Below are 25,079 nucleotides of genomic sequence, written 5' to 3'. Positions count from 1 at the left end.
AGGTTCCGGCTCCGTTCGGCCTACGGCCTCTCTACGCCAGAACCTTAACAACCCAACCAACCCAGTAAACAACAACCCGACTAGAATCTTCTCATAACAAGTGGACCCAAAAGGGGGACTCAGCCAGCATGGCAACAAGGACAAGGAGCTGGAGGCCCCCAAGGGATATGGCGTGATTGAGTATGCCTACCACCTAATGGCCACGGCGGCCCGCGTCCAGATGAGTGAATGCCGGCTGCTGGAGGAAAATGGTCGCCGCCACTTTATCACGAAGCGCTTCGACCGCCACAACGACGAGAAGCTCCAAATGCAATCGCTCTGCGCCCTGCAGCACTACGACTTCAACAACGCGGGCGCCTATGCCTATGAGCAGGCGTTTCTCGCGATCCGCCAGTTGGGCTTGGGCACGGGAGCCGTGGAGGCGCAATACCGCCGGATGCTGTTCAATGTCGTCGCGCGCAATCAGGACGACCACGTGAAGAACATTGCCTTTCTCATGAACAAGGCGGGCCAGTGGTCGCTCTCGCCCGCCTTTGACGTGATCTACAGTTACAACCCATCCGGTGCCTGGACGAGCGCCCACCAAATGAGCATCAACGGCAAGCGCGACGACTTCACCCTGGCCGACTTCGAAGCCTGCGCAAAACCGCCGACCTCAAGCAAGGCCGCTGAAAAACCATTCTGGAAGAAGTCGTGGACGCAGTCCGGCACTGGCCGGAGTTTGCCGCCGCAGCAGGCGTCCACGAAAAGCAGATTAGGCCCATCGGCCAAGCGCATCGCGTGAGGTTCGCCCGCGCGTGACATCTCGCATCGGCAATTGACTTTGTGGGCTGGCTGAATGTCCTGTAGGGCCATGAGCGAACCACAGCCGCACCCTTTTCTCGACCCGTCCTTTCACGTTGCCTGGAGCAGCCTCGACCCTGAGCTGATTGAGGAGGACATTACGCTGGCCCTCACCAAGGCCCAGAAGAATATCGACGCCATTGCCGGGCAGGACCCCGACGCCGCGACCTACGAGTCCACCATCCTCGCGCTTGAGGACGCCGCGGAAGAGTTCTCCCGCGCCTGGGGCTACACCGACCACCTTTCCAGCGTTTGCGAAGGGCCCGAGATCCGCAAGGCCTACAACGCCATGCTGCCCAAGGTGTCCGAATTTTCGACCCGCATCTACCTCAACGAAAAGCTGTGGCAGGTCATCAAGACCGTTGCCGAAAAGCCGGAAACCAAGGCGCTTGGCGGTGTGCATGCGCGCCTCGTCGAGGACACGCTGCGCAGCTTTAAGGACCACGGCGCCGATCTCCACAACGACCGCCGCGAGGAGTTTGAAAAGCTGGCCACCGAGCTCTCCCAGCTCACGCAGAAGTATTCCGAAAACGTCCTCGACTCCACCAACGCGTGGGAGCTGATTGTGGACGACGAGGCCGAGCTGGCCGGCATCCCCGAAAGCGCCAAGGAAGCGATGAAGGAAGACGCCGCCGCCAAGGGCCATGGCGACGAAGCCACGCCGAAGTGGCGCATCACCCTGCACATGCCGTCTTACCTGCCCGTCATGCAATACTGCGAGAACGGAGCTTTGCGTCGCAAAGTATGGGAGGCCAGCAGCCAGATCGGCAAGACCGCCGAGCACGACAACACGCCGCTGATCGGCAAGATTTTAAAGCTCCGCCAGCGCAAGGCCGAGCTACTCGACCGCAAGGACTTTGCCGAGCTGACGCTGGGCCCGCGCATGGTCAAGAACGGCAAGGCCGCCCTGGGCTTTGTGGAAACTTTGCATGACAAAGTGGAGGACGCCTTCCGCGACGAGATGGCCGAGCTACGTGTCTTTAAGTCCGGCCAGACGGGCGACGCGCCCGATGCGCTCATGGAGCCGTGGGACACGACTTACTGGGCCGAGAAGCGCCGCCAGGCCGAGTTCTCTTTTGACGAAGAGGAGCTGCGCCCGTTCTTCCCGCTGCACCACGTGATCGATGGCCTCTTTGCGCTGACCGAGCGCCTCTTTGGCGTAAGCATTGTGAAGCGCAGCACCTTCTACCGCGACGCGAAGACCGGCGACGAGAAGCATGCTGACGAGCCCGGCGACAACGAGCCCGTGGAAGTCTGGCACCCGGAAGTCCGCTTCTATGACTTGCTCGACGACGACGGCACGCACCTCGGCTCGTTTTACGCCGACTGGTTCCCGCGCGAAAGCAAGCGCGCCGGCGCCTGGATGAACGCCCTGCGCACGGGCGGCCCGCGCAAGAAGGGCTTTGCCCCGCACCTCGGCCTGATGGCGGGCAACATGACCAAGCCCACCGCCGCCAAGCCCGCGCTGATGACGCACCGCGAAGTCGAAACGATTTTCCACGAGTTCGGCCACCTGCTCCACCACCTCCTGGGCACGGTGGAGATCCGCTCGCTCAACGGCACCAACGTCGCCTGGGACTTTGTGGAGCTGCCCTCGCAGATCATGGAAAACTGGTGCTGGGAGCGCAGCGCGCTGGACCTCTTTGCCCGCCACTACGTGACCGGCGAAGTCATCCCCGACGATCTGTTTAACAAGATGATGGCCGCGCGTAACTACATGCAGGGCACGGCCACGATGCGCCAGCTGTCCTTCGGCAAGCTCGACCTGGACCTGCACATCAACCACGCCAACGACGCGGCCGACCGCGACCTCGACGAGCTGATCGACGAAATCCTCGACGGCTACACCGCCGAATACGCGACCAAGCCGCCCTCGATCGTGCGCCGCTTTGGCCACCTGTTTTCCGGCCCTACCGGCTACGCCTGCGGCTACTACTCCTACAAGTGGGCCGAGGTGCTGGAGGCCGATTGCTTTACGCGCTTCCAGAAAGAAGGCGTGCTCAACCAGGAAACCGGCCGCGCCTTCCGCGAGTGCATTCTCTCCAAGGGCGACAGCGAGCCGCCGGAAAAACTCTTCCGCGACTTCATGGGCCGCGAGCCGGATTCCGACGCCCTGCTCCGCCGCGCAGGCCTGCTCGAAAAAGCTTAACGCCACTCTAAAGTGCTCAAAATCTACAACCCGAAATTGGCAAAAGGCGGAGCCCGGTGTCCCAACCGGGCTCCGCCTGTTAGAACAGACACTTGCACATGCGGCATCGCGCGAGCGCGAGCCCTACAGCACAACGCTGAATTCTTAAAACACTCTCCCAAGCCATGACTGACGCCATCTCCCACCTCCGTGAATTCATCTCCTCCCAGGGGCGCAACCTGGGCAATGGCATCCTGAAGGTCGATGCGCTGATTAACCACCAGATCCAGCCGGAAATCATGCAGGCCTTTGGGCAGATCTTTGCCGAACGCTTTGCATCGCAAAGTCCGACGCGCATCCTGACCGCCGAAGTCTCTGGCATCGCACCGGCGGTCTTCACGGCGCTGGAGCTTGGCGTGCCGGTGGTTTTCGCGCGCAAGAAAAAGCCGGTCACGATGTCGGGCCGCGTTTACATGGCTGTCGCTGAAAGCCGCACCAAGGGCGGCAACAACGAACTGGTCGTCTCGGCGGAGTTTCTCCACACCGACGACCGCGTGCTCGTGATCGACGATTTCCTGGCGCGCGGCAAGACGTCTGCCGCCCTGCTCCAGTTGATCCGTGAAGCCGGCGCCACGCCCGTCGGCTACGGCTGCCTCGTGGAAAAGCAGTTCGAAGGCGGCCGCCAGTATTTACGGGATAATGGCTTCGCCGACATCCCCATCGAGGCCCTCGCGAGCATCGTGAGCATGGACGACGTAAAGATCACGCTAGCGGATTAGGTGGGGATAAGATTTGGATGCAGCGCAAAGCGTAGCTGATTGAGCGGGCTGGAAGCCTGCGATTGTAATGCCAACGCAGCGAACTTCCAATCTGGCCCCAAGCCTCGGACCGCTCAAATCACAGGACGGTCAGCTTACTGCCCGAAAAAAAACTCAGCGTGCGCCGAAGCACACGCTGAGTCACTTTTCAACTTACCTGAGACAGGCTAATCCGTCAGAGTTGTTGCCCGACGAGTGCGCTTTGCGCCATCACCCGCACTGTTATACGCCCAAGCGCGGTAGCTATACTCCGTTCCTGGCAGTAAGCTCGTGTGCGTGAAGCTGGTCGTTGCTTCGGGCAAGTCTGCAATGAGCGAGTAGCTGCCATCTGGATTTTCCACTTCGATGCGGAAGCCGTCGACAGTTCCCAAGCTATACTCAACGTCGATGACGATCTCACTCGATGAGATGGCGACAGCAGTCATGCTCGTCAGCTTTTCCGGGACCGTATCCGGATCGGGCTCAGGCTCGGGGTCTGGATCAGGATCAGGATCGGGGTCCGGATCTGAACCACTCAGCGTGGTGGCGCGACGCGTGCGCTTGTCGCCATCCCCAGAGCCATTGTAAGCCCAGGCGCGGTAGGTGTATTCCGTTTCCGGCTGCAAGCCGGTGTGGATAAAGCTGGTCGTCGTAGCCGGCAAGTCCGCGATAAGCGTATAACTGCCGTCCGCATTTTTCACTTCGATGCGGAAGCCGTCAAAGGCACCCAACGTGTAAGCCACGTCAATCGACACTTCAGTCGATCCGGTCGCCACGACATCGAAGTCGGTGAGTTTTTCGGGCACTGGGTCCGGCTCCGTGTCCGGGTTAAGCGTATTGCCTACCAGGTTTGCCGCCAGATTGGCGTCGGAAGCATCGATTACGCCGTCCAGGTTCAGGTCGTAGAGCGCATTGCTTGCCGATAGCGCCATCCCGATCTCGGCGGTGATCTCATCCACATCTGCCTGAGAAACGGTCAGATCCCCATTAACGTCTCCTTCCAAAATACGCAGGTCAACTTGCGCCGACACCAGACTGCTGCCATCTGCCGCTACGATGTTACTCAAGCCGATTGTCAGGCTTTGGATGTCGATAACATTGCTGAGGGAAACCGTCAGATCATTACCTGAGGCAGTGGGGGGCGCGCTGATCGCGGCAACGCCTCCCATCACACTGGCGTCAGCAGAGGCAATGGGGCGGTCAAAAGCAATGACCAGGTCGACCGTATCCGAGGGCAATATGCGGCACTCAACTCCCACCGGCGTTGTCGACGGCGTATCGCCGTAGCTAACCGCAGTGGGCATTTCAAAGTCGCCAATTGAGCCATGCAGCAGAACCGAGCCGGCAATCAACGGTATTGGCGTATCCGCGCCATCGTTGGTGGAAGTCAGTTGAATGCTGTCGAAGGTTGCGGTCACCTCGTTTTTCCGATGGTTGCCAAGCGCCATGACGCCAGCAACGGACTGGGTGGCGGTATCGAGCATGATATCCGGACCAATCGATTTCCAGCGGTTGCCATTGTCCTCCGAATAGTGCCCTGACACGACAGCGCCAATTTTGGTTAAACGCAGCAACACTGGTGGTCCGGCAATCGCAGAGTTGCGCTCATTAGCAATGACCGGATCGCCCTCCACCTGGCGCGCCATGCTGCTGATGTAATACAGGCCATCATCATTTTCCTTGCGAACAGCGATCGCCAGAGAGGCGCTACTGGCGTCCAGCCCATCTCTCATCACAATGCCGGCGCTGCCTTCGTAGCTGCCCGTGTTGACGATGTCGGCAACATTGACGATCAATTGGCTATCGCCGGAAAAGGCTTGGCCGAGAACGTAGAAAATGTCGTAGCCATCATCTGACTCGTTGCTGATGTTGCCTCCCGTTGAGGTAATCGCCAGCTCGCCCGTAGCGGCGTCATAACTGAAACTGCCTTTGCTCTCCGCGAGCTGAACGAAAGCTGGAACCCACGCACTGGCCGAAGCTTGCTCGATCTTGAACTTCACCGTTCCATACTGCAGGCTATCAGAGCCATCAACGGCGATCTGATAGGTTTCACCGGCAGTTGCCGCAAGGAGCAATTGGCTTTCCAAGGTCTGCCCTGCATAGATGTCGTCGCTGTAAACGATCTTCGCCAATGAGTCCAGGGCATCGCCTTGGTAAACCGCCAAGACGGTATCAAAGCTCGATCCATCAGTGCTGATCAGGTAGCTGCCGTTCGCTGGCGCAGTCCAGCTATACCAGATGGATCGACTCGCAGCGCCATAATGCGATGGTTCGTCCGCTTCGGCGCTGGCCGCATTGTTGTAGCCAACTTCCTGAATGCTCGCACCCGAGAGAACGAGGCGATCCGCAAAATCATCGTTTGCGGGCGGCTGGCCGACTTCGAGTCTGAACGCGCCGCTCTCGCTGTTATTTGCGTCGATGGCGATGTAGTAAGTTTCGTTGGCCGACGCGATGAACGAAAGCGCGCTGGTCAGATCACTCCCACTGGCATTGTCGTTCGAGGCAACGAGCGTCAAGGCTCCCAGAGTATCGCCCACATACAGGCTGACTGTGGTGTCAATGCTGCTGCCAGCCGTATTCAAAAACGTTGCAGCCGAGGCAGGGGATTTCCAGGTATACCAAACTGAACGGCCAGAGGCTTGCCCCAAATGGGCCGGCTCATTAGCTTCCCGTGACGCGCCAGAGGTGATGCCTCTTAATGCAAATCCAGGCGTCTTCCCGATGGCGATGGCGTTTTCAAAATCATCATTGCGGGGACCCGTTTCCGTTGTGGTCAGGGCGTTGTATAAATTGAGACGGCCTTCCCGGTCGCAGTATGGAGCAAACTCAGCAACGTATTCCACACTGTTCAGCACCCGGTTCGCGGCGGTAAACGTGTCCTCATCCGGATAGTGCGCCTTTACGAGCGCGATGGCTCCCGTTACGTGAGGCGTCGCCATCGACGTGCCATTGAGGTATTCATACGCAGTCGCGCCTCCCTTGCTGGTCGAAAGGATGCTTTTCCCCGGCGCAAAAAGATCGACCGCGCTCTTCCCGTAGGACGAGAAAGACGCCTTCAAGCCATCGTTTGTGCCCGCGGCGACAGAAATGACATTGGGCAGATCGTAGGAGGCCGGATACTGTTTATTGCTCCCGCTATCGTTATTCGCATCGTCATTGCCTGCAGCCGCAACGAATACAATGCCCGCATCATTGCACTTGGCGATCGCATCGTAAAGTGCGGCGGAAGGCGCCCCGACATAACCCCAACTGGCATTGATAACATGAGCGCCCATTTCACGTGCGTAGTCGATGGCTTCGATCGCTCCGGAGATTGTGCCGCCGCCGCCCGCATTCAACATCTTGGGGGCCATGAGCTGAACTTCCCAGGCGACACCGAGGACGCCGACCCCATTGTCGCCAGAAGCGCCAATGGTGCCCGACACGTGTGATCCATGCCTATTCTCGTCCCAAGGATCGCCGCCCTTCGACGTCGCGGAGTCTTCAAAAATATCAATGCCGTGCACATCATCGATGTAGCCGTTGCCATCATCGTCTATGCCGTTGCCAGCGATCTCACCTGGATTAACCCACAAGTTATTCAGCAGATCGAGGTGGTTGTAGTTAATCCCGCTATCGGTGACTGCGACAATCACGCTGGCTGCGGAGGTCCGGATATCCCAAGCCTCGGGCGCATCAATGTCTGCATCGAGTACGCCAACACTACCTTCGATGGTCTGACCCGCATTGTGCAGCCCCCAGAGTTCGCCAGAAGCAAAAAAGGGGTCTGCAGGTGTAGCCAGACTCTGGATATAGTAATCAGGCTCAGCGTATTCAACATCCGGGTCTTCATTGAGTCGGGCGAGGCATTCACCGCGAGTCATGCCCGCCGGAATTGCCACCAACTCGATGCCCAGTCGATGCGATAGCTCTTTCGAGGCATGCGAGCCAACGCGAGTTCGAACGTTTTTGGCCTTCGTTTTGGACTCAGCCTTATATTTAACAATGACATTATGGCTACAAGCCTCAGGCTCTTCCATCTGCTGGGCGTTGACTGAGGTAACCGACAGTAAGCTTACAAGTAAGCTGCATAGACCTAATCGAGTAGGAATAGTATACTTCATGGCTTTGATGATTATTGGGGGACAGCAATCAACCTGACAATCCAGCCGCCCAACAACTGCGGACAGGGCGCCGATTGAATTTATGATATACTGGGGATTTAGGGGATTTTTTAAGAACCAGCAATGGGCTCTGCGTGTATGACACGTTGCTCTTGCCACATATATTTTGGACCGACAAACAACTAAGCGCTTAACATAAAGCGCATGACTGGCGGAATGCGCGTTCGCTGTGTCAGCTCAATCACTCCTGTATGCCAGTGGAACAATTTGGCGCACTGGTGGGTCATTTTGAAACCAATGACCCGGCTGCGCCAGCGCGCACAGCGGCGCCGAAAATCGGCCGAAGTCGCTTGCAATCAAGCCTTAGGCGGCAATGGTGCCCCTACCGAATAGCTGGAACCATCCCTGCTAATACCTTTCCAAACCAACAACACACCATGGGACTCTTTATACTTCTAATCGTACCGACCATGATCCTGGGCTTTTGGGCCCAGCACAAAGTCAGCAGCGCCTACAACCAATGGAAGCGCGTGCCAACACGCAGCCGCATATCCGGACGCGAAGCGGCGGACGCCGTCATGCGCAATGCCGGCATTTACGACGTGGAAATCGTCGAAGTCCCCGGCCACCTGACCGACCATTACGATCCGACCAACAAGCGCCTGGCCCTCTCCCGCGAAAACTATCGCGGCTACAGCCTCGCCGCCGTCGGCGTTGCCGCGCACGAAGCTGGCCACGCGATCCAGCACAAGGTCGGCTACAAGCCGCTTCAAACTCGGATGAGTCTTATCCCGATGACTATGCTGGCCTCGCAGCTTTTGCCTTTTGTCATGATCGGCGGCCTTTTCTTCGGAGCATTCGGCATGACCTTAATTAAGATCGGCGTTCTATGCTACGCGATCCTCACCGTCTTCCAGCTCGTGACGCTGCCCGTGGAATTCGACGCCAGCAAACGCGCCCGCGTGCAGCTCGGCCAGCTCGGCATAGTGGGTCAAGATGAAATGCCCGGCGTGGTCAAGACGCTCAACGCCGCTGGCCTCACCTACGTCGCCGCCTTCGTCAGCAGCCTCGCCAACCTACTTTACCTCTTCGCCCTCTCTCGCGAGTAACCAACACCGGCGTCACTGGTCAGGACTCTCTGTTGAATCGATGAAATCTGAGAAATCTGCTGGCTTCAAGTAACTGAGCTATTCAATTTATCGCCCCTCGTAGGAGCGAGAATACCACCCTTGATGATCTCCTTTCCCACCGCCCTCAGTATTCCCATCTGTATGAGCCAAGCAGACATACACGGTGGCAACTGAGTAAATCCTGGCATTCCAGACTGAATTTCAGGTGAAACTCCGCAAGCGCTCCACTTCACGCTTTTTTCCGCAGAAGCAAAAAAGTCCTTTGATTTATGGGGTTTTCGGTTAAATTAGGCGGTTTTCCAATTTTCCAGCCATGAGCAGCGAGACCGAAAGACCAGTCAACGAAGAAGAACCCGTCAACTCCGAGGAAACAACGGCCGAAGCCAGCGAGGCCGCCGAACCCACGGAAGACGACGGCGTAAGCGCCCTGCTTGTCCAAATCGAGCAACTGCAGGCCGACCTTCAGGCGCAGAAGGACAAGACCCTGCGCGCCGTGGCCGACCTCGACAACTACCGTCGCCGCGTCGCCCGCGAAAAGGACGATCTGCGCAAGAATGTCGAGTCTGGCGTCATCGAAGACCTACTGCCCGCATTGGACAATTTCCAAATTGGCCTCGACCACGCGGCCAAGGCACAGAGCGGCGCCGACGTCGCCAAGGGCTTCGAGTTCATCGTCACCCAGATCAACCAGATTCTGGAGCAGCGCGGCCTCACTCAGGTGGCGCCCAAGCCCGGCGACGAGTTTGACCACCACCAGCACGAGGCTGTGGGCCACGAGGCGAGCGACACGATTGCCGATCACCACATCATCAAAGTGATGCGCAGCGGCTATCAGCTTAACGACCGCCTGCTGCGCCCGGCGTCAGTAGTGGTGTCCTCCGGCCCAGCCGAGGCGTCCACCGAAACCCAGGAAGACGCCTAAGCAATGCCAGCCGATTATTACGAATTGCTCGGCGTCAGCCGGGATGCGGACGCCGCGGAGATCAAGAAGGCCTATCGCAAGATGGCCGTGAAGTATCACCCGGACAAAAACCCCGACAATCCCGAGGCTGAAGAAAAGTTTAAGGAGGTCTCCGAGGCCTACGAGGCGCTCAAAGACCCGGACAAGCGCGCCGCCTACGACCGTTATGGCCACGCCGCCTTTCAAGGCGCAGGAGCCGGTGGCGGCGGCGGCGGATTCCACGATCCGTTTGACGTATTCCGTGAGTTCTTTGGCCAGCAAGGCGGCGGCGGTGGCGGCGGCATCTTCGAAGAATTTTTCGGCGGTGGCGGCGGTCAGCGTGGCGGCCCCAGCCAAGGGGAGAACCTCGGCGATGACCTCGAAATCACGCTTGAGGAAGCAGCCGAAGGCTGCACCAAGGAAATTTCCTACCGACGCCACGAGACTTGTAACCCCTGCCAAGGCTCTGGCGCAGCGGCCGGCAGCCAACGCGTCAAATGCTCAACTTGCGGCGGCGTTGGCCAAGTGATCAGCTCACGCGGCTTTTTCCAAGTTCGCCAACCCTGCCCCACCTGTCATGGGGAAGGCACAACCGTCGACAAGCCTTGCGAGGAGTGCCGTGGGCACGGCGTCCAGGTCGCCACGCACAAGGTGAAGCTCAACATCCCCCCCGGCGTCGACACTGGTTCGCGCTTGCGTTCGCGCGGCAATGGCAATGCTGGCGCCCAGGGTGGGCCTTACGGCGACCTTTACGTGACCCTGCATATCAAGGAGCACGAGATTTTCGAGCGCCAGGGCGACGACTTATATTGCGTCATCCCCATCAAGTTTACGCTGGCGGCGCTGGGCGGCTCCATCGAAGTGCCCACCCTTTCCGGACGCGCCTCGCTGAAGATTCCGTCCGGCACGCAAGGGGGAACCAAGTTCCGCCTGCGCGGCAAGGGCATGCCCGCCCTACGTGGCAACCACACGGGCGACCAAATTGTCCGCGTGGAAATCGAGGTGCCCAAGAAGTTGTCCGGCGACGAAAAGGAGGCGCTCGAGAACTTTGCCGAAGTCTGCGGCGACGCCGACGAGCCAGTAGAAAAGTCCTTCTTCGACAAAGCCAAAAAGTGGTTTGAATGAACGTCAACGACCTGCCCAACCCCCGATTGCTCAGCCTAAGTGATGCGGTCTCCCGCCGCGAAACGCTGCGCGCCGAGGGCAAACGGGTCGTCCTGACCAACGGTTGCTTCGACCTGCTGCACACGGGCCATGTTTACTTCCTCAGCGAGGCCGCCAAGCTCGGCGACGCACTGTTCATTGCGATCAACTCTGACATCAGTGTGAAGGCGCTCAAGGGCGAAACCCGCCCCGTTCAAAGCGAGCTCGAGCGTGCTTACTTGCTCGGCCGCTTGGACTTTATCGACACGCTGGTCACCTTCGGCACGCCACGCCTGACTGCCGAGATCGAAGCGCTGAAACCCGACGTTTACGCCAAGGCTGGCGACTACACGTTGGAGACGCTCAATCCGGAAGAACGCGGCGCACTGGAGGCCTGCGGCGCAGACATCCAGTTCATGCCATTTCTCCAAGGCTACAGTACGACGTCTTTGATTGCCAAGATCAGCGCAGCGGCTAAGACTTTCTAGCTCTTACTTTTATTTCTTATGTATCGCGTTGCCATTTTAGGTTCTGGTCGCGGCAGTAATGCCGAGGCGATTCTACGCGCCCAGGAGGAAGGACGCCTGGGGCCGTCTCACGTGCTCGGGATCTTTTCCGACCAGCCGCATGCGCGCATCCTCAAGCTGGGGCCTCAGTTCGACACCCCCAGCATTTACCTCGACCCTGGTCCCTACAAAACGAAATTTACGCCCGAAGCCGAGGAACACTGGGCGCACGCCATCGACAGCATCTCGCCGGACCTCGTGGTCCTGGCCGGCTTCATGCGCGTGTTGAAGACACCGCTGCTCAAGGCGTTCGAAGGCCGCATTATTAACCTGCACCCCAGCCTGCTGCCCGCATTCCCCGGTTTGAACTCCATCAAACAGGCCTACGAGGCAGGCGTCAGCGAAACCGGCTGCACCGTTCATTGGGTGAACGACGAGGTCGACGGCGGCGAAATCATCCAGCAGGCCAAGGTGCCGATTTATCCGGAAGACAAACTGGCGGACGTCGAACAGCGCGTCCACCAAGCCGAACACGCGCTACTACCTGCCGTGATCCGCAAACTCTCCGAAGAAGCCGCGCTCAGCGGCCGCATTTAACTTTGTCCCGCAAAGTAACTTTCTACCGCAAAGCATTTACCCACCGCACGCCATGCACGAAGTCTCCTGTGTCGTCTCCAACGAGCTAGTCGAAGAACTAGAAGCCTACCTGTGCGAATATGTTCGCTCCAACTGGTCGCTACTGCAGATCAAAGATAATGATCCAATGAAGCTTCAGGGCTTCTTCGAAGACCGCGTCCAGGCCGAACAGGAATACACGGAAATGCGTGAAGCCTTCCCACAGCTCCCCACCGAACCCAACTGGCGAGAGTTTGACGATCAGGAGTGGCAGGACGCTTACAAGGCGTTCATCGACCCGTGGTCTTACGGCGACCTTCACTGGGTGCCCGTTTGGATGCGCGATGAATACACTGTGCCCGCCGGCGAAACCGCAGTCTTCCTCGACGCTGGCATGGCCTTTGGCACCGGCAGCCACGAGACCACGCGCCTCATTGCCAAGCGTCTGCTCGACTACCGCGACGCGCACGGCGACTTTGCAGGCAAGTTCCTAATCGACGCCGGCTGTGGTAGCGGCATCCTCGCAATGTCCGGGGCCAAGCTCGGCTTTGAAAAAGTTTACGCCTTCGATCGTGACCCGGAAGCCGTCCGCGTCTCCATCGAGAACCGCGCGTTCAATGAGCTACCCAATGACAGCGTGGAATTCGTTGCCGCTGGACTCGAAGACGGGCTTGCTGCTAAGCAGGCCGACATCATTCTCGCGAACATCCAGGCCGACGTCCTGAAAATCTATGCCGAACAGCTCATCGAAGCCACCGCCCCTGGCGGTGTGCTCGCCCTGAGCGGCATCCTCGCCATCGAAGTCGACGACGTCCGTGCAAAATTTGCCCCGCTCGCCGAAGCGAAGTTTGGGCAGGTCACGATCGACTCCCGCGTCGACGGCGAATGGTGCGACCTGACGATTTTTACGGCGTAAGTTAAGATTAGATAGGCATTCAGTTGCCCATCAAACTTGCCTTACGTCTGAAGAAGGCAAAGGCATGGAAATCGCCATCTCGATCTTGGCAGCGTAGTTAGCGGATTCTACGATGAATTGGTCGTGGCGGAAAAAGGCGGCGTATTGAGAGTCACCACTCCGCGAGGCTTACAAGTAATGTTCACGTATTAGCGAGAGAATCTCCTTGTCGTTCCGTCACTTTGCCGCGACAATCCTGCCACGCGATTAGGGCAAGGCTATGGAACTGAAAGACTTTAAGCATTACTTGATCAAAAAGGGGCAGAACGACAACTTGTCGAAAGTCTCTCCTGACCCATGGGACGACCTCCCAACGGATAAAAACGAGGGCAAAGAAGAGCTCGCCGAGCTCAACGCCAAGCTTGCCGATTTACAGCAGCGGTTTTTCGTCGACAAGTCCAAGAAGCTGCTCTTCGTCCTGCAGGGCATGGACACCAGTGGCAAAAACGGCACGATTCGCAACGTCTTCCGCGGCGTTAATCCGCAGGGTGTCGACGTGGCCAGCTTTGACAAGCCAACCAGCAATGAGCTCTCCCACGACTACCTGTGGCGCGTGCACCGCAATACGCCCGCCAACGGCGAAATCGTCATTTTTGACCGCAGCCATTACGAAGATGTCCTCGCCGTGCGTGTGAACAACCTGCGCCCAAAGGAAATCTGGAGCAAGCGCTACCGACACATCAATGACTTTGAGCAACTGCTCGTCGACGAAGGCTGCATCATCATCAAGTTTTTCCTGCACATCGACCGCGTCGCTCAAAAGGAACGCCTCCAGGCGCGCCTCGACCGTCCAGAGAAAAATTGGAAATTTGACCCGTCCGATCTAGTGGCGCGCAGCCGCTGGGGCGAATATGAAAAGGCCTACGAAGATGTCTTCGAAAAGACCAGCCACCCACATGCGCCCTGGTATCTGATCCCGGCCAATAAGAAATGGGCGCGCAATCTCCTCGTCGCACGCATCGTCGTCGCTTGCCTGGAAGACCTCCACCTGAGCTACCCCAAAGTCAGCTACGACCCGGCCAAGATTGAAATTGAGTAGTCTGTAGAAACGGCTTCCCGCCGCTTCTAATTTTAACGATCAGTAAAGTCGTCGTAGGCGACACCGGTTAAAGGAAAGATCGGGTGCTTCAGACGCTTGGAGCTGATGTCCTCAAACTGCAGCCCCACCAGAAAATCCTTGCCGATAAATTGTAGGAAATCGCGCCGCTGCACCACTAGGCAATGGCTGTCCGTAAGCGCCACGATATCCGCCGTAGCCGTGCTGTTTTGCAGCAGACTGATTTCCCCAAAAAACTCACCCGTCGCCAGCTTGGCCACCCGCTTTTTGTCAGCCACGACTTCCAACAGCCCGTCGTAAATCAGGTAAAAAAACTGGTTGCGCATGCCGCGCTTGATCACGACTTCACCAGCAGCAAATTGCGCGATACTCGCCAAACGAGAAAACGCCGTCAGCGCCTGCGGGTGCCAGTTGCGACACAGCTCAATACGATGCAAGAACGACTGCTTGCGCACGATGTCTTCGACGTCGCGCACACCCAAGTGCTTGACAATGAGTTGTTGGAAATGATCCCGGGACAAGGCCAGGAGAAGGCTCTTGCGGACGGCTCGAATGGAGCGCGTACGCGGCACATGATGGAGGAGCGCAATTTCCCCAAAAACGTCGCCTTGCCCTAACTCAGTGATCTTCAGTGGTCGGCCCGACTTGAGCTCCATCAAGACCTCCACCGCGCCATCGAATACAAAATACAAATGCTCCCCGTCCTCTCCCTCTTTGCAAACGTATTGCCTGGGGTCGACAATCACACCCTCGACGCACTCCGATATTTCCTCCAACACTGGCCGCTCCACCTCTCTCAATAACAGGGTGTCGCTGAAGAATTTGACTACATCTTCGCCCAACACTTCCTGATTGTCCATGAGGCGTGGCTTCTGTCTACGTGCGTGTATCTGCTCGAACACATGGACAACATTCTTCGCCAAAATCCAGGAAATCATCGCCGCACTCCCCAGCACAGTAGCCGCCAATTGAGTCAACACGATGATCACCGTTAGCGCTGCCCCGCCACTCAGCACATAACGATCCGTCAGGTTGCGCACATTGAGGTCGAATGAATTGATATTCGCTACACAGATGGTAAAGAGCCAAATGAGTGTGTAGGCGCTGTAAATGAGCAGGTATGTTTTGTCGGTAAATTTAATGCGCGCGTTAATCAGCGTCCACAGCACTTTATTTTGTACAAAGACAAAGTCATGAGTCGTCGAAAGCGGGTAGCGGCGGTAAAGACTCCTCAACAAAAGGCTGGCCGGGCTTTGAGTGCTGGGAAGCGTCACGTAAAAGACGCCAAGCAACAGCACAAACACCAAATGCGGATACCACAGCCTAGCAATTCCCAGCATGAAAAACATGGGGGCGAGCTGCATCAGCGCGACGCTCATTTCGCAACGACGCCCCGCCATCCGGCCATCTTCCACATTACAATGAAAGTGAGGAAACGCATGCTTCCACCGAAAGCGGCAATCATAGATCTCGCGCTCAAAACCTACAAGCAAACAGGCTGATAAGAAGTAACCCACAGTCAGACAACCGCAGATCAAAAGCCAGCCAATCAGGATATCGACTAAATCCGTCGCTGTGCCCAAGGGCCGAAAAAGAACGGTGAAAAACCCAAACAGGATCGCCGCAACGCCAAACCAATGCGCCATGCCAAAGCGCAAACTGTGACGCCACTCAGCGGCGCGATTACGCTTGGCCTCTGGTGCGAGGATTTTCCCGTCCGCCGTCAGGATGCCTGTGACCACAGCCTTCATCACGAGTTCGTACAGGCTGCGCAGCGGCGGGCTGCGTCGCTCCGTAATCAGCTTCGGCAACAGTTCTTGCAATGAAACACCTTGGCGGAAGTTACGCAGTAGCCGCCACTGCTCTTCCTCGACGACCAAATACGTTTTTAAGGGCACATTTTTCAGGATGAGTATGCCGCGCTCCGGCTTGCTCGCTTCGATATCAGCGGTCAGTTTCAACTGCGCCTGGGTAAGAATGTGAGCCTGATCCATCCAGTAGAAAAAATAGAACTGCATACTAACCCATTCAAAAACGGGGTCAATTCCCTAAGTTCGCAACCTCTCACAAATCATACTTCGCAATGAGCCTGCGCGCAGGGCTGGCCAGCCTCCCGCAAATTGCCTTGCCACGACTGGGCTGCTGCGCGATAACTCGTCCAAGTCTACCGCTACGATGTCTAAAGAAAAAGTATCACTCGAAGGGCGCTACATTAATACGCGCCAAGCCTTTTTTGTTCGCTACTTCTGCTTGGTGATGACCGACATTGTCGTGCTGAACCTATTTGCCGAATATTGGCACAAGGTCCACGTTTCCTCATTTACCGACTCGATTCTCGCCGCGTTGATCCTGCAAGTAATGGTTAAAGCCACCCTGAAGTTCGAGCATATGGTGTCCGATTCATTCAAGGGTAAAACCGGCATCGCACATTCTTTGCTCAAAAAATTCTGCCTCTGGCTAGTGCTGTTCGGCTCGAAGTTTGCCATCCTGTGGGCGCTCGGAACATTTGTTGGTGAGGAAGTTCATTTCGAAGGCAAGATGCATGGCATTGTGCCACTCATTGTAATCATCGTTGTGATGATGGGCGCCGAGTTCCTTGTCAGTTGGCTGACGGACGTGCTGGGCGATGCACCCAAAGATAAGACACGGAAACACGACGAAACGACGGCGGAAGCCTAATCCATTTCCACTGCTTCAGGCGATTCCTCAGCAGGCAGCTCCACGAAGTCCTCTGCCTCGCCAGCTGTCTGTTGATCTGCTTCGACCAGCCGCTCCCAAATGCCAGTGCGCTCCTGCATCGCCTCCACGGTTGACTCTGGCAAGTATTCCACCGGGTCGACGCCTTCGCGAATTTCCCAGCCGCCACCGAGCGCAAGATAAAGCTGCACAAGATTCGTCGCCACTGAGCCCTGACTGGTCACGAGCAGATCCTGCTGCGCGAGGTTGGACTGGAGCGTGCTGATGACAGTGTTAAACGGAATGCTGCCCTGCTCATACTGAATCTGCGACAAGTCTACTGCACGCTGCGAGGCCGCCGATGAAAGCGTGTAGGACTGAAGTTGCTGGTGCGCTTTTAAATAGGCCACGAGGGCGTTCTCCACCTCAGCCTGAGCGTTGAGAACCGTTTGCCGGTAATCAGAAACAAGCTGCTGAAAAGTCGCGTCCTGCAAGCGCACGTTACTCATCAGTCGGCCGTAGTTAAGCACGTTCCACTCGAAGAGCCCGTAGAGCTGCCAAGTTTGGTTACTGTTGGCAAAGAGCTTATTAAAGTCTGTCGCCGCCGTGCCCAGACCGCCACCGATCGTGATTGAGGGTAAGAGCTCGGAAAACGCCACGCCGATAAGTTCACTTTGAGCAGCCATGCTGCGCTCTGCGACGCGGATGTCCGGCCGACGACGAATCAAATCCTGCGGCATGCCGAGCCCAACTTCAATTGGCGGCAAGGGCACCGCCGCTGGCTCTTCCAGCAAGTAATCGAACGCGCCCGGCGGTTTCCCCAACAAGATAGCAATATTGTTTTTCAACTGCTGCAACGACACCTCATAGCCACTGATGAGGGCCTCAGTGTTGTAATAAATCGCTTCGGCCTGATCGACGTCGAGCTCAGTCACCGCACCAATGTCGGCCTTCACGCGCGCAATACGTAAGCTCTCGGCCTGGTACTCCAGGTTGCGCCGCGTTACGATGAGTCGCTGCTGAAAAATCCGGACCAGCAGGTAATTTTGTGCGACCTGCGAGGCCACAGAAATCAGCACACCGTCATACGCGGCGATGCTCGCATCAACATTGGCCTGGGCGCTCTGGACAAGTCGACGGAACTGCCCCCAGAGATCGAGTTCCCATCCAACGTTGAAGCCAACATTGAAGTTGTTAAATGTTGTCCCTTGGGACTTCTGCCGCGAGACGCCGCCACTGACCTGCTGAAACTGCGGAAACTCATTGCCAATCGCAATGGCCAGACGCTGCTGGGCCTGCAGCACGCGCAAAGCAGCGCTTTCCAACTGATAATTGTTATCCAGCGCCTGCTCCACGAGATCATCCAAAATAGGATCGTGGTAAGCAGCGCTCCACCACTTGATGGTTGGCGGGACAACTGGCTCGATGATATCCGCCTCCGCCGGCACTTCGTCATTCCATACCGGCTCGATAGGCGCTGACGGCTGCTTGTAGTCCGGACCAACCATGCAACCGCCCAAGGCGAGCAAGGCGCCACTGACAGTCGCGTGAGAAATGCGGCGAACAAAAATGGACGGCAACATAGCGACTACTCAACCGGTTGAAGGGGCACGATGCCGGGCGTGTCCTCAGGCACAAAATCGCCCGTTTCCACGCGAACCGAAGCGGTGGTGCCCACGCGAAGCGGAAGATCGGCGGGCGGATCAAGCAAGCGCACATGCACGGGCACGCGCTGAGCAAGGCGGATCCACTCGAAGGTTGGGCTCACTTGTGGCAGCATGTCAGCGCCCGCACTGCCGTCTGCCTGAAAGATGCCCCAGCCCACACTTTCGACGTAGGCCTTGAGAGGACGGTCCGGGTAACTCATCAACGTGACGGTGGCTTGATTGCCCGGGTGGACGTTGTTCAAATCTGTTTCCTGGAAGTAGGCGTTAATTCGAAACGAGCCTTCGTCGATAATCGCGAGCACAGGCTTGCCCGCGCCCACATCGTTCCCCAGCCGCAAGGATAGATTCGTTACGTGGCCAGCAACCGGCGCCCGCACTTCGGTGAACTCCAGATTCAGCTTCGCTATGGCGAGCGCCGCCCTCGCTTGGCGCAGCATTGCGTTTTTATCGCCCTCCTGGCCCAACTGCGCCCGTGCACTGCCGAGGTTAGCCTTCGCCTGCTCCAAACCAGCTTTCGCCTGCTCAATGGCGTCTGCGGCGCTAGCCTTGCCAAGCACCGTAATGTCGTAAGACGCCTGTGCATGCTCAACAGACTTTTGCGAAGTGGCGCGCTGTTCCAGCATCGCCTTTTGTCGTTCGAGCTCGGCCTTGTCTTTGGCTATTTTCGCTTCGGCCTGTTCGTAGGCATTTTGCGCCTGCGTGATGTTGCGCTCAGCCACGACAACTTGCGCCTTAGCAACTTCGACTTGCTGGATGCGCGTTTCGTAATTGTCGAGCGCGATGGCGTAGTTCGCCGTTGCCTGCTCCAAGTTCGCCTCGAAAGTGCGCGGGTCGATGCAGAACAGCAAATCACCCTTGCGGACGTATTGGTTGTCCGCCACCGCGAGTTCCACGACAGGCCCCGAAACGCGCGCCGCGATCTGCACAATGTCTGCGCTCACCCGCGCATCACGCGTCCAGGGGTTTCGCATGAAATTCAGGTAGAACGCCAATCCCGAGACAACTGCCACCCCGACGACCACTCCACTTGCAATGAGTTTTCCAGCTTTCATTTAGATGCCAATAAAGAGAACGCCGATCACCAGCGTGTAGAGGACCAACATAGCCAGGTAAACAACCGGCGGATAAAAAAAGAAACGCGCAAGGCGAAAGCGGTTGAGGATCTTCGCCGTAATAATGCTTGCAATGAGACCAAGCCAAGCCGCCACGAATAACGGCGGCATAAACACGCCACCAATGGAAAATTCATGTGGAGAAGGAAGCATCTCAGGAAAAACGCTCCTCCCGCCACTGGCTCCAGTTAATGTCCCGCGCTGCTTGTGCGTAGCCTTGCGCAGAGTGCAACACCCCGCTGAAGGGTGCGCCTTCATTCGTGGGCAATAACTCGACCGGCAAATCCGGCTCACCCGACCAAGCTAGCAAGGCCTCAGTTACTTTGCATTGCAAAGTTTCGACATGAGCTTGAGGCAGTTGTGAGCGATCAGCAATGGTCAGCAATTGCGGGCTCAGGACAGCCAACGATTTGAGCAGCGGCTCAGTCTTTTCAGCGGTGTTATCCGGACAACACTTCAGCGGAATGCTCTTCACCCAAGGCATGATCTTGCGCGGAATGGTTTGCGTCTCTCGCACGCAATAAAGATCGTCCAAATAGTGCAGCAAGCCCGAACGCCCGTAGTCAGCGCTAGTGATGTGCGCCGCAGCTTTGAAGAACCGACGCAGCTTTCTCAACACCTGCTTTTCCGGTCTCGCCGACCCCATCATGTAGGACAACACATAGACAAACAAAAATGTAAGCAGGATGAAGACGTAGGTGTTGGCCATTGCCGGAAAGTTGTAAACCTGCTCATTGCGAATGGAAAGCTCCAACACAATCGCCATAGCGCCCAGGATGCGTGGCACGCCCTTAAGGAAATAGCTGTTGCAAAAAATCAGCACAAAAATCAGCGCCCCGAGTTGATAAAAGCTTTCTAAGCGCGGCAGGACAAAAACATAGAGCAGCAAAGCCAAGCCCAGAAATACGCCCAGCGGAACCACCAACATACTAGCGCGAATGAAGGGCATCGGCGCAATGATCATCCCCAGCGCGCCCATGACCATAAACCAGCCCACATGGCCTGCGGGATCAAAATACACCCACACCAGAAAACCGGCAAAGGGACAGAGCGCCGCAAACAAAGAGCGCACCAGCAAATCACGGTCAATTAGGATCAGTTGCCAAGTAGGGAAACGCTTTGATTGCGGAGGCGGCGGAGGTGCGGACGCCGCCTGTTCCTCCGAATCACTCAGTGGCCAGACGTAGATCGCGACCAGGCTGTAAACCACGACGCCCATTCCCGTTTCCAGGGTGCGATAAATCGCCACCGAAAAATACGCCGTTGAGGAAGTGCTGCTGGCCAAAATAAGCAGCGCCGTAAAGCCAGCGATTTGCCAAAAGATGTCACGTGAGCGATCGAGCTGCTTCAGGTATGTGGTGAAGAAAATCCATATGCAAGCGAGCGTCACAAACAGCCAGCGATCCTGCGCCGCAAAGTGAATGATGACTAGGGCGACAATGCAGGCAGGGAAGATGCCAAACAAACGATGAAGCCCCATGCGGACCGTTTCCTTAACCGTAGGCAGCGCAATCATCGCCACGGTCAACGCGGCCCAGTGCGGATTCAGCCAGCTCGCCGAAAGCGCAATCCAATACGTCAGCACGATGGCGAGCGCGGCTTTGATGGCTTCTTTAATACGGGTATTGAACATGGCGCTAAGGCATTTCAGGTTCAATCGATTGCTTAACTGGTTCTATGATTAAATGGTTAAACACTGCATAAAGCAGACTGGTAGTCATCCCAAGCATCATCACGCCATTCACCGCCTCAATCGCGCCCAGGATGCGCCACTCATCAGTCAGCACGATATCGCCGTAACCCAGCGTCGCGAAATTAACCAACGAGAAATAAAATGCGGCCGACCAACTCGTAAACTCATTGAGGTAGACAAAGAGCGCTGCCCATATCCCCGCCTGAAAGAAAATGCAAAACAGCAGACCCGCCATCGCGCCAAGCAATACCAGAAAATTATGCCGATGCGTCGAACCCAAGGGATGGCGCTTTTTTAAAAATTGAATAATCCGGATCATGCCGATCACTACAGCACCTTGCGCGATGAGGCAAAGCGACATGCAAATGCAACCAATGAGCAATATTTTAACCATAGTCCGCAGCGTTTGAGGTAGACTCCTTTTTGATTCGCAATCACTGAGAGGCAAGGCTATTCAAAGGCGACACAACGAACTGACTCTAATCTACTATCGCAATTTCCTGACATGGAGGAACTAATCGTTCTGGCCGCCTGCCTGTTATTTGGCTATGGCTTAATCTCACGCAAGGCCAGCACTTGGCCAATATCTGGCCCCATGCTCTTTGCAGCAGCAGGTCTACTAGCCAGCCCGCTTGCCCTGGATCTCTTTGATTTGGAGATGAGCTCGGAGATCGTAACGCTGGTTGCAGAGATCACGCTAATTGTCATTTTATTCTGTGATGCTTCGACGCTCAACCTTGGTGCGCTGAAAAAGGAATACCGGATCCCGGCGCGCCTACTGGGCATTGGCCTGCCGTTGACAATGGCCCTGGGCGCCGTGATTGCGTATTTCATGTTTCCCAGCCAAGGCGTTTGGCTGGCCGCCATCCTGGCGTTTATCCTATCGCCGACAGATGCCGCACTGGGCCAAGCCGTTGTGACCAATAAAGCCGTGCCGCAAAAGATACGCGACTCAATCGGCGTAGAAAGCGGCCTCAACGACGGCATCGCCCTACCCGCCATCATGGCCTGTATGGCGGCGGTTGCGGCAACGGGTGAATCGCTGGACCTCAGCTACTGGCTAAGCTTCGCGACAAAGCAGGTGTTGTTTGGGCCGGTTGTCGGCGCTGCAATAGGCTTTGTCGGCGGGTGGCTTATCGAGTTTGCCGATCGCAAGGGCTGGGCCGACGCTATTTTTGAGCGCCTGGGTTCCATCGCACTGGCCATCATCTGCTACAGCCTGGCTGAGCTCCTGGGCGGCAACGGATTCATTGCCGCTTTCTTTGGAGGGCTATTTCTGGGTGCGCGAGCGCCAAAAATCCGTGAGCGGATGCAGGAGTTTGGTGAGGCCGAAGCTCAACAACTTTCGCTGCTGGTGTTTTTAATATTTGGCGTATCGATGGTTCCAGCTTCAGTAGAATACTGGTCTTGGACGGCGCTGATTTACGCCATCCTCAGCTTAACGATCATTCGGCTTCTACCAGTGTTGATCAGTTTGATAGGAACTGGCATGGACTGGTCGACGAAGCTTTTTATTGGCTGGTTTGGTCCACGAGGAATTGCTTCGGTACTGTATTTACTTATTTTCATCGAAGAGTTGGGGCACGAAGATTACCGCGAAATGCTGGCAGTAATCGTGCTAACGGTCCTACTGAGCATTGTGCTGCACGGTATTTCGGCGGTGCCGCTGGTGAAGCGCTATTCACGAACTCATACGGCGGCAAAACCCGCCCATACAGCATGACTCACAGGCAGCCGTAGCCTTTCCTTCACGAGGGTACAATAAAGACAAAGATATTCGTTTTTGGACAAGCTTACTGACTTTAAGGTGATGACTGGCAATCCATTATGAGAACAGAAGGATGAGCCTGACATGCCTAAGCTAATTTCAGAAAATACATTTTACCCCGGCAGGATTTGGCCAGATAACCGAGGTCAGCACATACAAGCGCACGGCGGAGGAGTTATTCGGCATAACAATGCCTGGTTTTGGTTTGGAGAAGACCGATCAGCAAGCAATGATCCCCTAAAACGCTATGTCTCCTGCTATTCCTCAACCGATCTAGCAAACTGGACTTTTCGCAATCAGGTGCTGGCGATCACAGCGCCCGAACCATTAGGCAAGAAGTGGGTGCTAGAACGGCCGAAAGTATACCCAAACGCCAGAACAGGGAAATACGTCATGTATTTTCACCTAGACGGGGAGGAATATCCCGGAGCGTCTGACTACAGCGCAGCTCGGATCGGCGTCGCAATCTCCGATACCATTAATGGCGAGTATACATTCGTTAAAAGCTTTCGCCCCTTCGACATGGAAAGCCGAGACATCGGACAGTTTATTGATGATGATGGCTCCCCCTACTTGATATTTGAAAGTCGCCCAACTGGTAGTTTCTCAATAGCCAGCCTGACCGAGGACTACCTGAACGTCGACAAAGAGATTTGCCGCATCACGGCGCCACTGGAGGGTGGTGCAATAGTCCGCCACGACGGTCTTTACTATTGCATTGGCTCCCAGCTAACCGGCTGGTTCCCCAACGCCAATAAATATGCAACCGCACCAAAGCTCGAAGGGCCTTGGACCGAATTTAAAGACTTCGCCCCCGCTCAATCACTTACCTGGATGTCGCAGTCAACCAACTTAATCAAGGTCGTCGGCAGTGAAACAACTACGGTCATCTACGTTGGCGACCGCTGGCGACCAGAAGAACACTGGGATGGGCGCTACTTATGGATGCCGCTCGAGATTGGCGAAGGAAACCTGCGCCTACCGCCACCCACCACATGGACGCTAGACGCAGCCACTGGTCGAGCTGCGATTATTGGGCCCAGCTATTACTAGAGACCGCTTCAACGCTTAATCCCCCTTCAATCGTTATCCACCTTAAACCCAACTATTCCCATGAAGATACAACAAGTAGCCCTAATCACCTACACCATTCGCGACTTCATTCAAACGCCGCAGGACTTCAGCAAAAGCATGCGCAAGCTGGCCGACATTGGATTCCAGGCAGTGCAGATATCTGGCATGGCCCACGACATTATGCCACCGGAGGACATTGCTAGCATTTGTTCAGATAACGGACTTACGATCTGTGCAACCCACGAACCCTCACAGATGATTCTATCGGAGCCCGAAAAAGTCGCGGAGCGCCTGAAACAATTGGGCACGCAATACACCGCTTATCCATTCCCAACCGGCTATGATTTCACCCAGCCAGGCGCTGTTGCCGATCTAACAAAGAAACTCGACCACGCTGGACAAGTGCTTCGCGAAGCTGGCTTAGTGCTCACCTATCACAACCACGCCAACGAGTTCTATAAAGTCGGCGGCAAAACTGTCCTACAGCACATATTTGACGATACTGATCCTCAAAATCTTCAAGCTGAAATTGACACCTACTGGGTCCAACTCGGCGGTGGTTGCCCAACCAAATGGTGTGAAGGACTCAAGGGACGCTTACCACTCTTACACTTAAAAGACGTTGGCATACATGAAGTGAACAAACCGATCATGCATGAAATCGGATACGGCAATTTAGACTTCAAATCCATCATTGCAGCAGCAGAAAATTCTGGCTGCGAGTGGTATATCATCGAGCAGGACACTTGTCCAGGAGACCCCTTCGACTCGCTCAAAATGAGTTTTGATTACATCAAGGACAACCTTATTTCCTGATTCAATCCATTACTTTGCATCAAACTATAGCGGACTCAAGAAAACGGCAAAACAGT

Annotated in this window: 21 protein-coding genes; 14 read left to right on the top strand and 7 right to left on the bottom strand. The window is 56.2% G+C overall.

What is annotated here, in order from left to right:
• Window positions 1-100 precede the first annotated feature (100 nt).
• The 3 genes from RBB63_RS12650 (at window position 101) to xpt (ending at window position 3,750) form a co-directional block, all read left to right on the top strand.
• Window positions 101-784 carry a type II toxin-antitoxin system HipA family toxin gene (locus RBB63_RS12650; RefSeq protein ID WP_309384763.1) on the top strand — a complete coding sequence of 228 codons (684 nt, stop codon included), beginning with the start codon at window positions 101-103 and terminating at the stop codon, window positions 782-784.
• Window positions 785-838: 54 nt separating this feature from the next.
• The gene (locus tag RBB63_RS12645) at window positions 839-2,992 is read left to right on the top strand and encodes a M3 family metallopeptidase (RefSeq protein ID WP_309384761.1); all 2,154 of its coding nucleotides are present in this window, start codon (window positions 839-841) and stop codon (window positions 2,990-2,992) included.
• Window positions 2,993-3,156: 164 nt separating this feature from the next.
• On the top strand, window positions 3,157-3,750 hold the full coding sequence (gene xpt / locus RBB63_RS12640) for a xanthine phosphoribosyltransferase (RefSeq protein ID WP_309384759.1): 594 nt from the start codon (window positions 3,157-3,159) through the stop codon (window positions 3,748-3,750).
• A gap of 206 nt (window positions 3,751-3,956) precedes the next feature.
• Here the strand turns inward: xpt and RBB63_RS12635 are convergent, their stop codons facing one another.
• Complete coding sequence (locus RBB63_RS12635; protein ID WP_309384755.1) at window positions 3,957-7,871, bottom strand: S8 family serine peptidase; 3,915 nt, start codon at window positions 7,869-7,871, stop codon at window positions 3,957-3,959.
• Between the two features lie 437 nt (window positions 7,872-8,308).
• On the opposite strand from RBB63_RS12635, the gene RBB63_RS12630 reads away from it, so the two are divergent.
• The 7 genes from RBB63_RS12630 to RBB63_RS12600 all read left to right on the top strand — a co-directional run bounded on the left by RBB63_RS12630 (window position 8,309) and on the right by RBB63_RS12600 (window position 14,199).
• Complete coding sequence (locus RBB63_RS12630) at window positions 8,309-8,980, top strand: zinc metallopeptidase (RefSeq protein WP_309384753.1); 672 nt, start codon at window positions 8,309-8,311, stop codon at window positions 8,978-8,980.
• 334 nt (window positions 8,981-9,314) lie between these two features.
• Complete coding sequence (locus RBB63_RS12625; protein ID WP_309384751.1) at window positions 9,315-9,923, top strand: nucleotide exchange factor GrpE; 609 nt, start codon at window positions 9,315-9,317, stop codon at window positions 9,921-9,923.
• Between the two features lie 3 nt (window positions 9,924-9,926).
• On the top strand, window positions 9,927-11,066 hold the full coding sequence (gene dnaJ, locus RBB63_RS12620) for a molecular chaperone DnaJ (RefSeq protein ID WP_309384749.1): 1,140 nt from the start codon (window positions 9,927-9,929) through the stop codon (window positions 11,064-11,066).
• Complete coding sequence (locus RBB63_RS12615) at window positions 11,063-11,572, top strand: adenylyltransferase/cytidyltransferase family protein (protein WP_309384747.1); 510 nt, start codon at window positions 11,063-11,065, stop codon at window positions 11,570-11,572. The genes dnaJ and RBB63_RS12615 overlap by 4 nt, the downstream gene beginning before the upstream one ends.
• Window positions 11,573-11,590: 18 nt before the next feature.
• Window positions 11,591-12,187 (top strand): phosphoribosylglycinamide formyltransferase, encoded by a 597-nt coding sequence (gene purN, locus RBB63_RS12610; RefSeq protein ID WP_309384745.1) that lies wholly within the window; start codon window positions 11,591-11,593, stop codon window positions 12,185-12,187.
• A 52-nt stretch (window positions 12,188-12,239) separates the two neighbouring features.
• The gene (locus RBB63_RS12605) at window positions 12,240-13,121 is read left to right on the top strand and encodes a 50S ribosomal protein L11 methyltransferase (RefSeq protein ID WP_309384743.1); all 882 of its coding nucleotides are present in this window, start codon (window positions 12,240-12,242) and stop codon (window positions 13,119-13,121) included.
• Window positions 13,122-13,380: 259 nt separating this feature from the next.
• Window positions 13,381-14,199: a PPK2 family polyphosphate kinase gene (locus RBB63_RS12600; RefSeq protein ID WP_309384742.1), complete on the top strand. Its 819-nt coding sequence runs from the start codon at window positions 13,381-13,383 to the stop codon at window positions 14,197-14,199.
• Window positions 14,200-14,231: 32 nt separating this feature from the next.
• Here RBB63_RS12600 and RBB63_RS12595 read toward each other — a convergent pair whose 3' ends face one another.
• Window positions 14,232-16,235, bottom strand: a complete 2,004-nt coding sequence (locus tag RBB63_RS12595; RefSeq protein ID WP_309384741.1) for a cyclic nucleotide-binding domain-containing protein — start codon at window positions 16,233-16,235, stop codon at window positions 14,232-14,234.
• A gap of 157 nt (window positions 16,236-16,392) precedes the next feature.
• Here RBB63_RS12595 and RBB63_RS12590 point away from each other — a divergent pair, with 157 nt between their 5' ends.
• Window positions 16,393-16,896, top strand: a complete 504-nt coding sequence (locus tag RBB63_RS12590) for a hypothetical protein (protein WP_309384739.1) — start codon at window positions 16,393-16,395, stop codon at window positions 16,894-16,896.
• Here the strand turns inward: RBB63_RS12590 and RBB63_RS12585 are convergent.
• From RBB63_RS12585 to RBB63_RS12565, 5 genes are read right to left on the bottom strand one after another with little or no spacing between them, the layout of a single operon-like run.
• A complete protein-coding gene (locus tag RBB63_RS12585; RefSeq protein ID WP_309384737.1) occupies window positions 16,893-18,476 on the bottom strand; it encodes an efflux transporter outer membrane subunit in 1,584 nt (527 codons plus the stop codon). The two genes, RBB63_RS12590 and RBB63_RS12585, sit on opposite strands and share 4 nt — an antisense overlap.
• 5 nt (window positions 18,477-18,481) lie before the next feature.
• Entirely contained in the window at window positions 18,482-19,612 is a 1,131-nt protein-coding gene (locus RBB63_RS12580) for an HlyD family secretion protein (protein WP_309384736.1), read from the bottom strand.
• Complete coding sequence (locus RBB63_RS12575; RefSeq protein ID WP_309384734.1) at window positions 19,613-19,825, bottom strand: DUF1656 domain-containing protein; 213 nt, start codon at window positions 19,823-19,825, stop codon at window positions 19,613-19,615.
• A 1-nt stretch (window position 19,826) separates the two neighbouring features.
• The gene (locus RBB63_RS12570) at window positions 19,827-21,305 is read right to left on the bottom strand and encodes an FUSC family protein (RefSeq protein ID WP_309384733.1); all 1,479 of its coding nucleotides are present in this window, start codon (window positions 21,303-21,305) and stop codon (window positions 19,827-19,829) included.
• Window positions 21,306-21,309: 4 nt separating this feature from the next.
• Window positions 21,310-21,726: a potassium channel family protein gene (locus RBB63_RS12565; RefSeq protein ID WP_309384731.1), complete on the bottom strand. Its 417-nt coding sequence runs from the start codon at window positions 21,724-21,726 to the stop codon at window positions 21,310-21,312.
• 144 nt (window positions 21,727-21,870) lie between these two features.
• Here RBB63_RS12565 and RBB63_RS12560 point away from each other — a divergent pair, with 144 nt between their 5' ends.
• The 3 genes from RBB63_RS12560 (at window position 21,871) to RBB63_RS12550 (ending at window position 25,023) form a co-directional block, all read left to right on the top strand.
• A complete protein-coding gene (locus tag RBB63_RS12560; RefSeq protein ID WP_309384729.1) occupies window positions 21,871-23,088 on the top strand; it encodes a cation:proton antiporter in 1,218 nt (405 codons plus the stop codon).
• Between the two features lie 129 nt (window positions 23,089-23,217).
• Window positions 23,218-24,186, top strand: coding sequence for a family 43 glycosylhydrolase (locus RBB63_RS12555; protein WP_309384727.1), 969 nt, complete (start codon window positions 23,218-23,220; stop codon window positions 24,184-24,186).
• A gap of 60 nt (window positions 24,187-24,246) precedes the next feature.
• Window positions 24,247-25,023 (top strand): sugar phosphate isomerase/epimerase family protein, encoded by a 777-nt coding sequence (locus RBB63_RS12550; RefSeq protein ID WP_309384725.1) that lies wholly within the window; start codon window positions 24,247-24,249, stop codon window positions 25,021-25,023.
• Window positions 25,024-25,079 lie beyond the last annotated feature (56 nt).

Source organism: Cerasicoccus frondis, from assembly GCA_031296915.1.
In the GTDB taxonomy this organism is placed as follows: domain Bacteria; phylum Verrucomicrobiota; class Verrucomicrobiia; order Opitutales; family Cerasicoccaceae; genus Cerasicoccus; species Cerasicoccus frondis.
Note: the sequence above shows the minus strand (reverse complement) of the source record. Positions and strands in the feature narration are given on the sequence as shown.

Coding starts and splice junctions, on each gene's coding strand:
- RBB63_RS12645 (WP_309384761.1), top strand. CDS start 839: ATGTCCTGTAGGGCCATGAGCGAACCACAGCCGCACCCTTTTCTCGAC.
- xpt (WP_309384759.1), top strand. CDS start 3,157: ATGACTGACGCCATCTCCCACCTCCGTGAATTCATCTCCTCCCAGGGG.
- RBB63_RS12635 (WP_309384755.1), bottom strand. CDS start 7,871: ATGAAGTATACTATTCCTACTCGATTAGGTCTATGCAGCTTACTTGTA.
- RBB63_RS12630 (WP_309384753.1), top strand. CDS start 8,309: ATGGGACTCTTTATACTTCTAATCGTACCGACCATGATCCTGGGCTTT.
- RBB63_RS12625 (WP_309384751.1), top strand. CDS start 9,315: ATGAGCAGCGAGACCGAAAGACCAGTCAACGAAGAAGAACCCGTCAAC.
- dnaJ (WP_309384749.1), top strand. CDS start 9,927: ATGCCAGCCGATTATTACGAATTGCTCGGCGTCAGCCGGGATGCGGAC.
- RBB63_RS12615 (WP_309384747.1), top strand. CDS start 11,063: ATGAACGTCAACGACCTGCCCAACCCCCGATTGCTCAGCCTAAGTGAT.
- purN (WP_309384745.1), top strand. CDS start 11,591: ATGTATCGCGTTGCCATTTTAGGTTCTGGTCGCGGCAGTAATGCCGAG.
- RBB63_RS12605 (WP_309384743.1), top strand. CDS start 12,240: ATGCACGAAGTCTCCTGTGTCGTCTCCAACGAGCTAGTCGAAGAACTA.
- RBB63_RS12600 (WP_309384742.1), top strand. CDS start 13,381: ATGGAACTGAAAGACTTTAAGCATTACTTGATCAAAAAGGGGCAGAAC.
- RBB63_RS12595 (WP_309384741.1), bottom strand. CDS start 16,235: ATGCAGTTCTATTTTTTCTACTGGATGGATCAGGCTCACATTCTTACC.
- RBB63_RS12590 (WP_309384739.1), top strand. CDS start 16,393: ATGTCTAAAGAAAAAGTATCACTCGAAGGGCGCTACATTAATACGCGC.
- RBB63_RS12585 (WP_309384737.1), bottom strand. CDS start 18,476: ATGTTGCCGTCCATTTTTGTTCGCCGCATTTCTCACGCGACTGTCAGT.
- RBB63_RS12580 (WP_309384736.1), bottom strand. CDS start 19,612: ATGAAAGCTGGAAAACTCATTGCAAGTGGAGTGGTCGTCGGGGTGGCA.
- RBB63_RS12575 (WP_309384734.1), bottom strand. CDS start 19,825: ATGCTTCCTTCTCCACATGAATTTTCCATTGGTGGCGTGTTTATGCCG.
- RBB63_RS12570 (WP_309384733.1), bottom strand. CDS start 21,305: ATGTTCAATACCCGTATTAAAGAAGCCATCAAAGCCGCGCTCGCCATC.
- RBB63_RS12565 (WP_309384731.1), bottom strand. CDS start 21,726: ATGTCGCTTTGCCTCATCGCGCAAGGTGCTGTAGTGATCGGCATGATC.
- RBB63_RS12560 (WP_309384729.1), top strand. CDS start 21,871: ATGGAGGAACTAATCGTTCTGGCCGCCTGCCTGTTATTTGGCTATGGC.
- RBB63_RS12555 (WP_309384727.1), top strand. CDS start 23,218: ATGCCTAAGCTAATTTCAGAAAATACATTTTACCCCGGCAGGATTTGG.
- RBB63_RS12550 (WP_309384725.1), top strand. CDS start 24,247: ATGAAGATACAACAAGTAGCCCTAATCACCTACACCATTCGCGACTTC.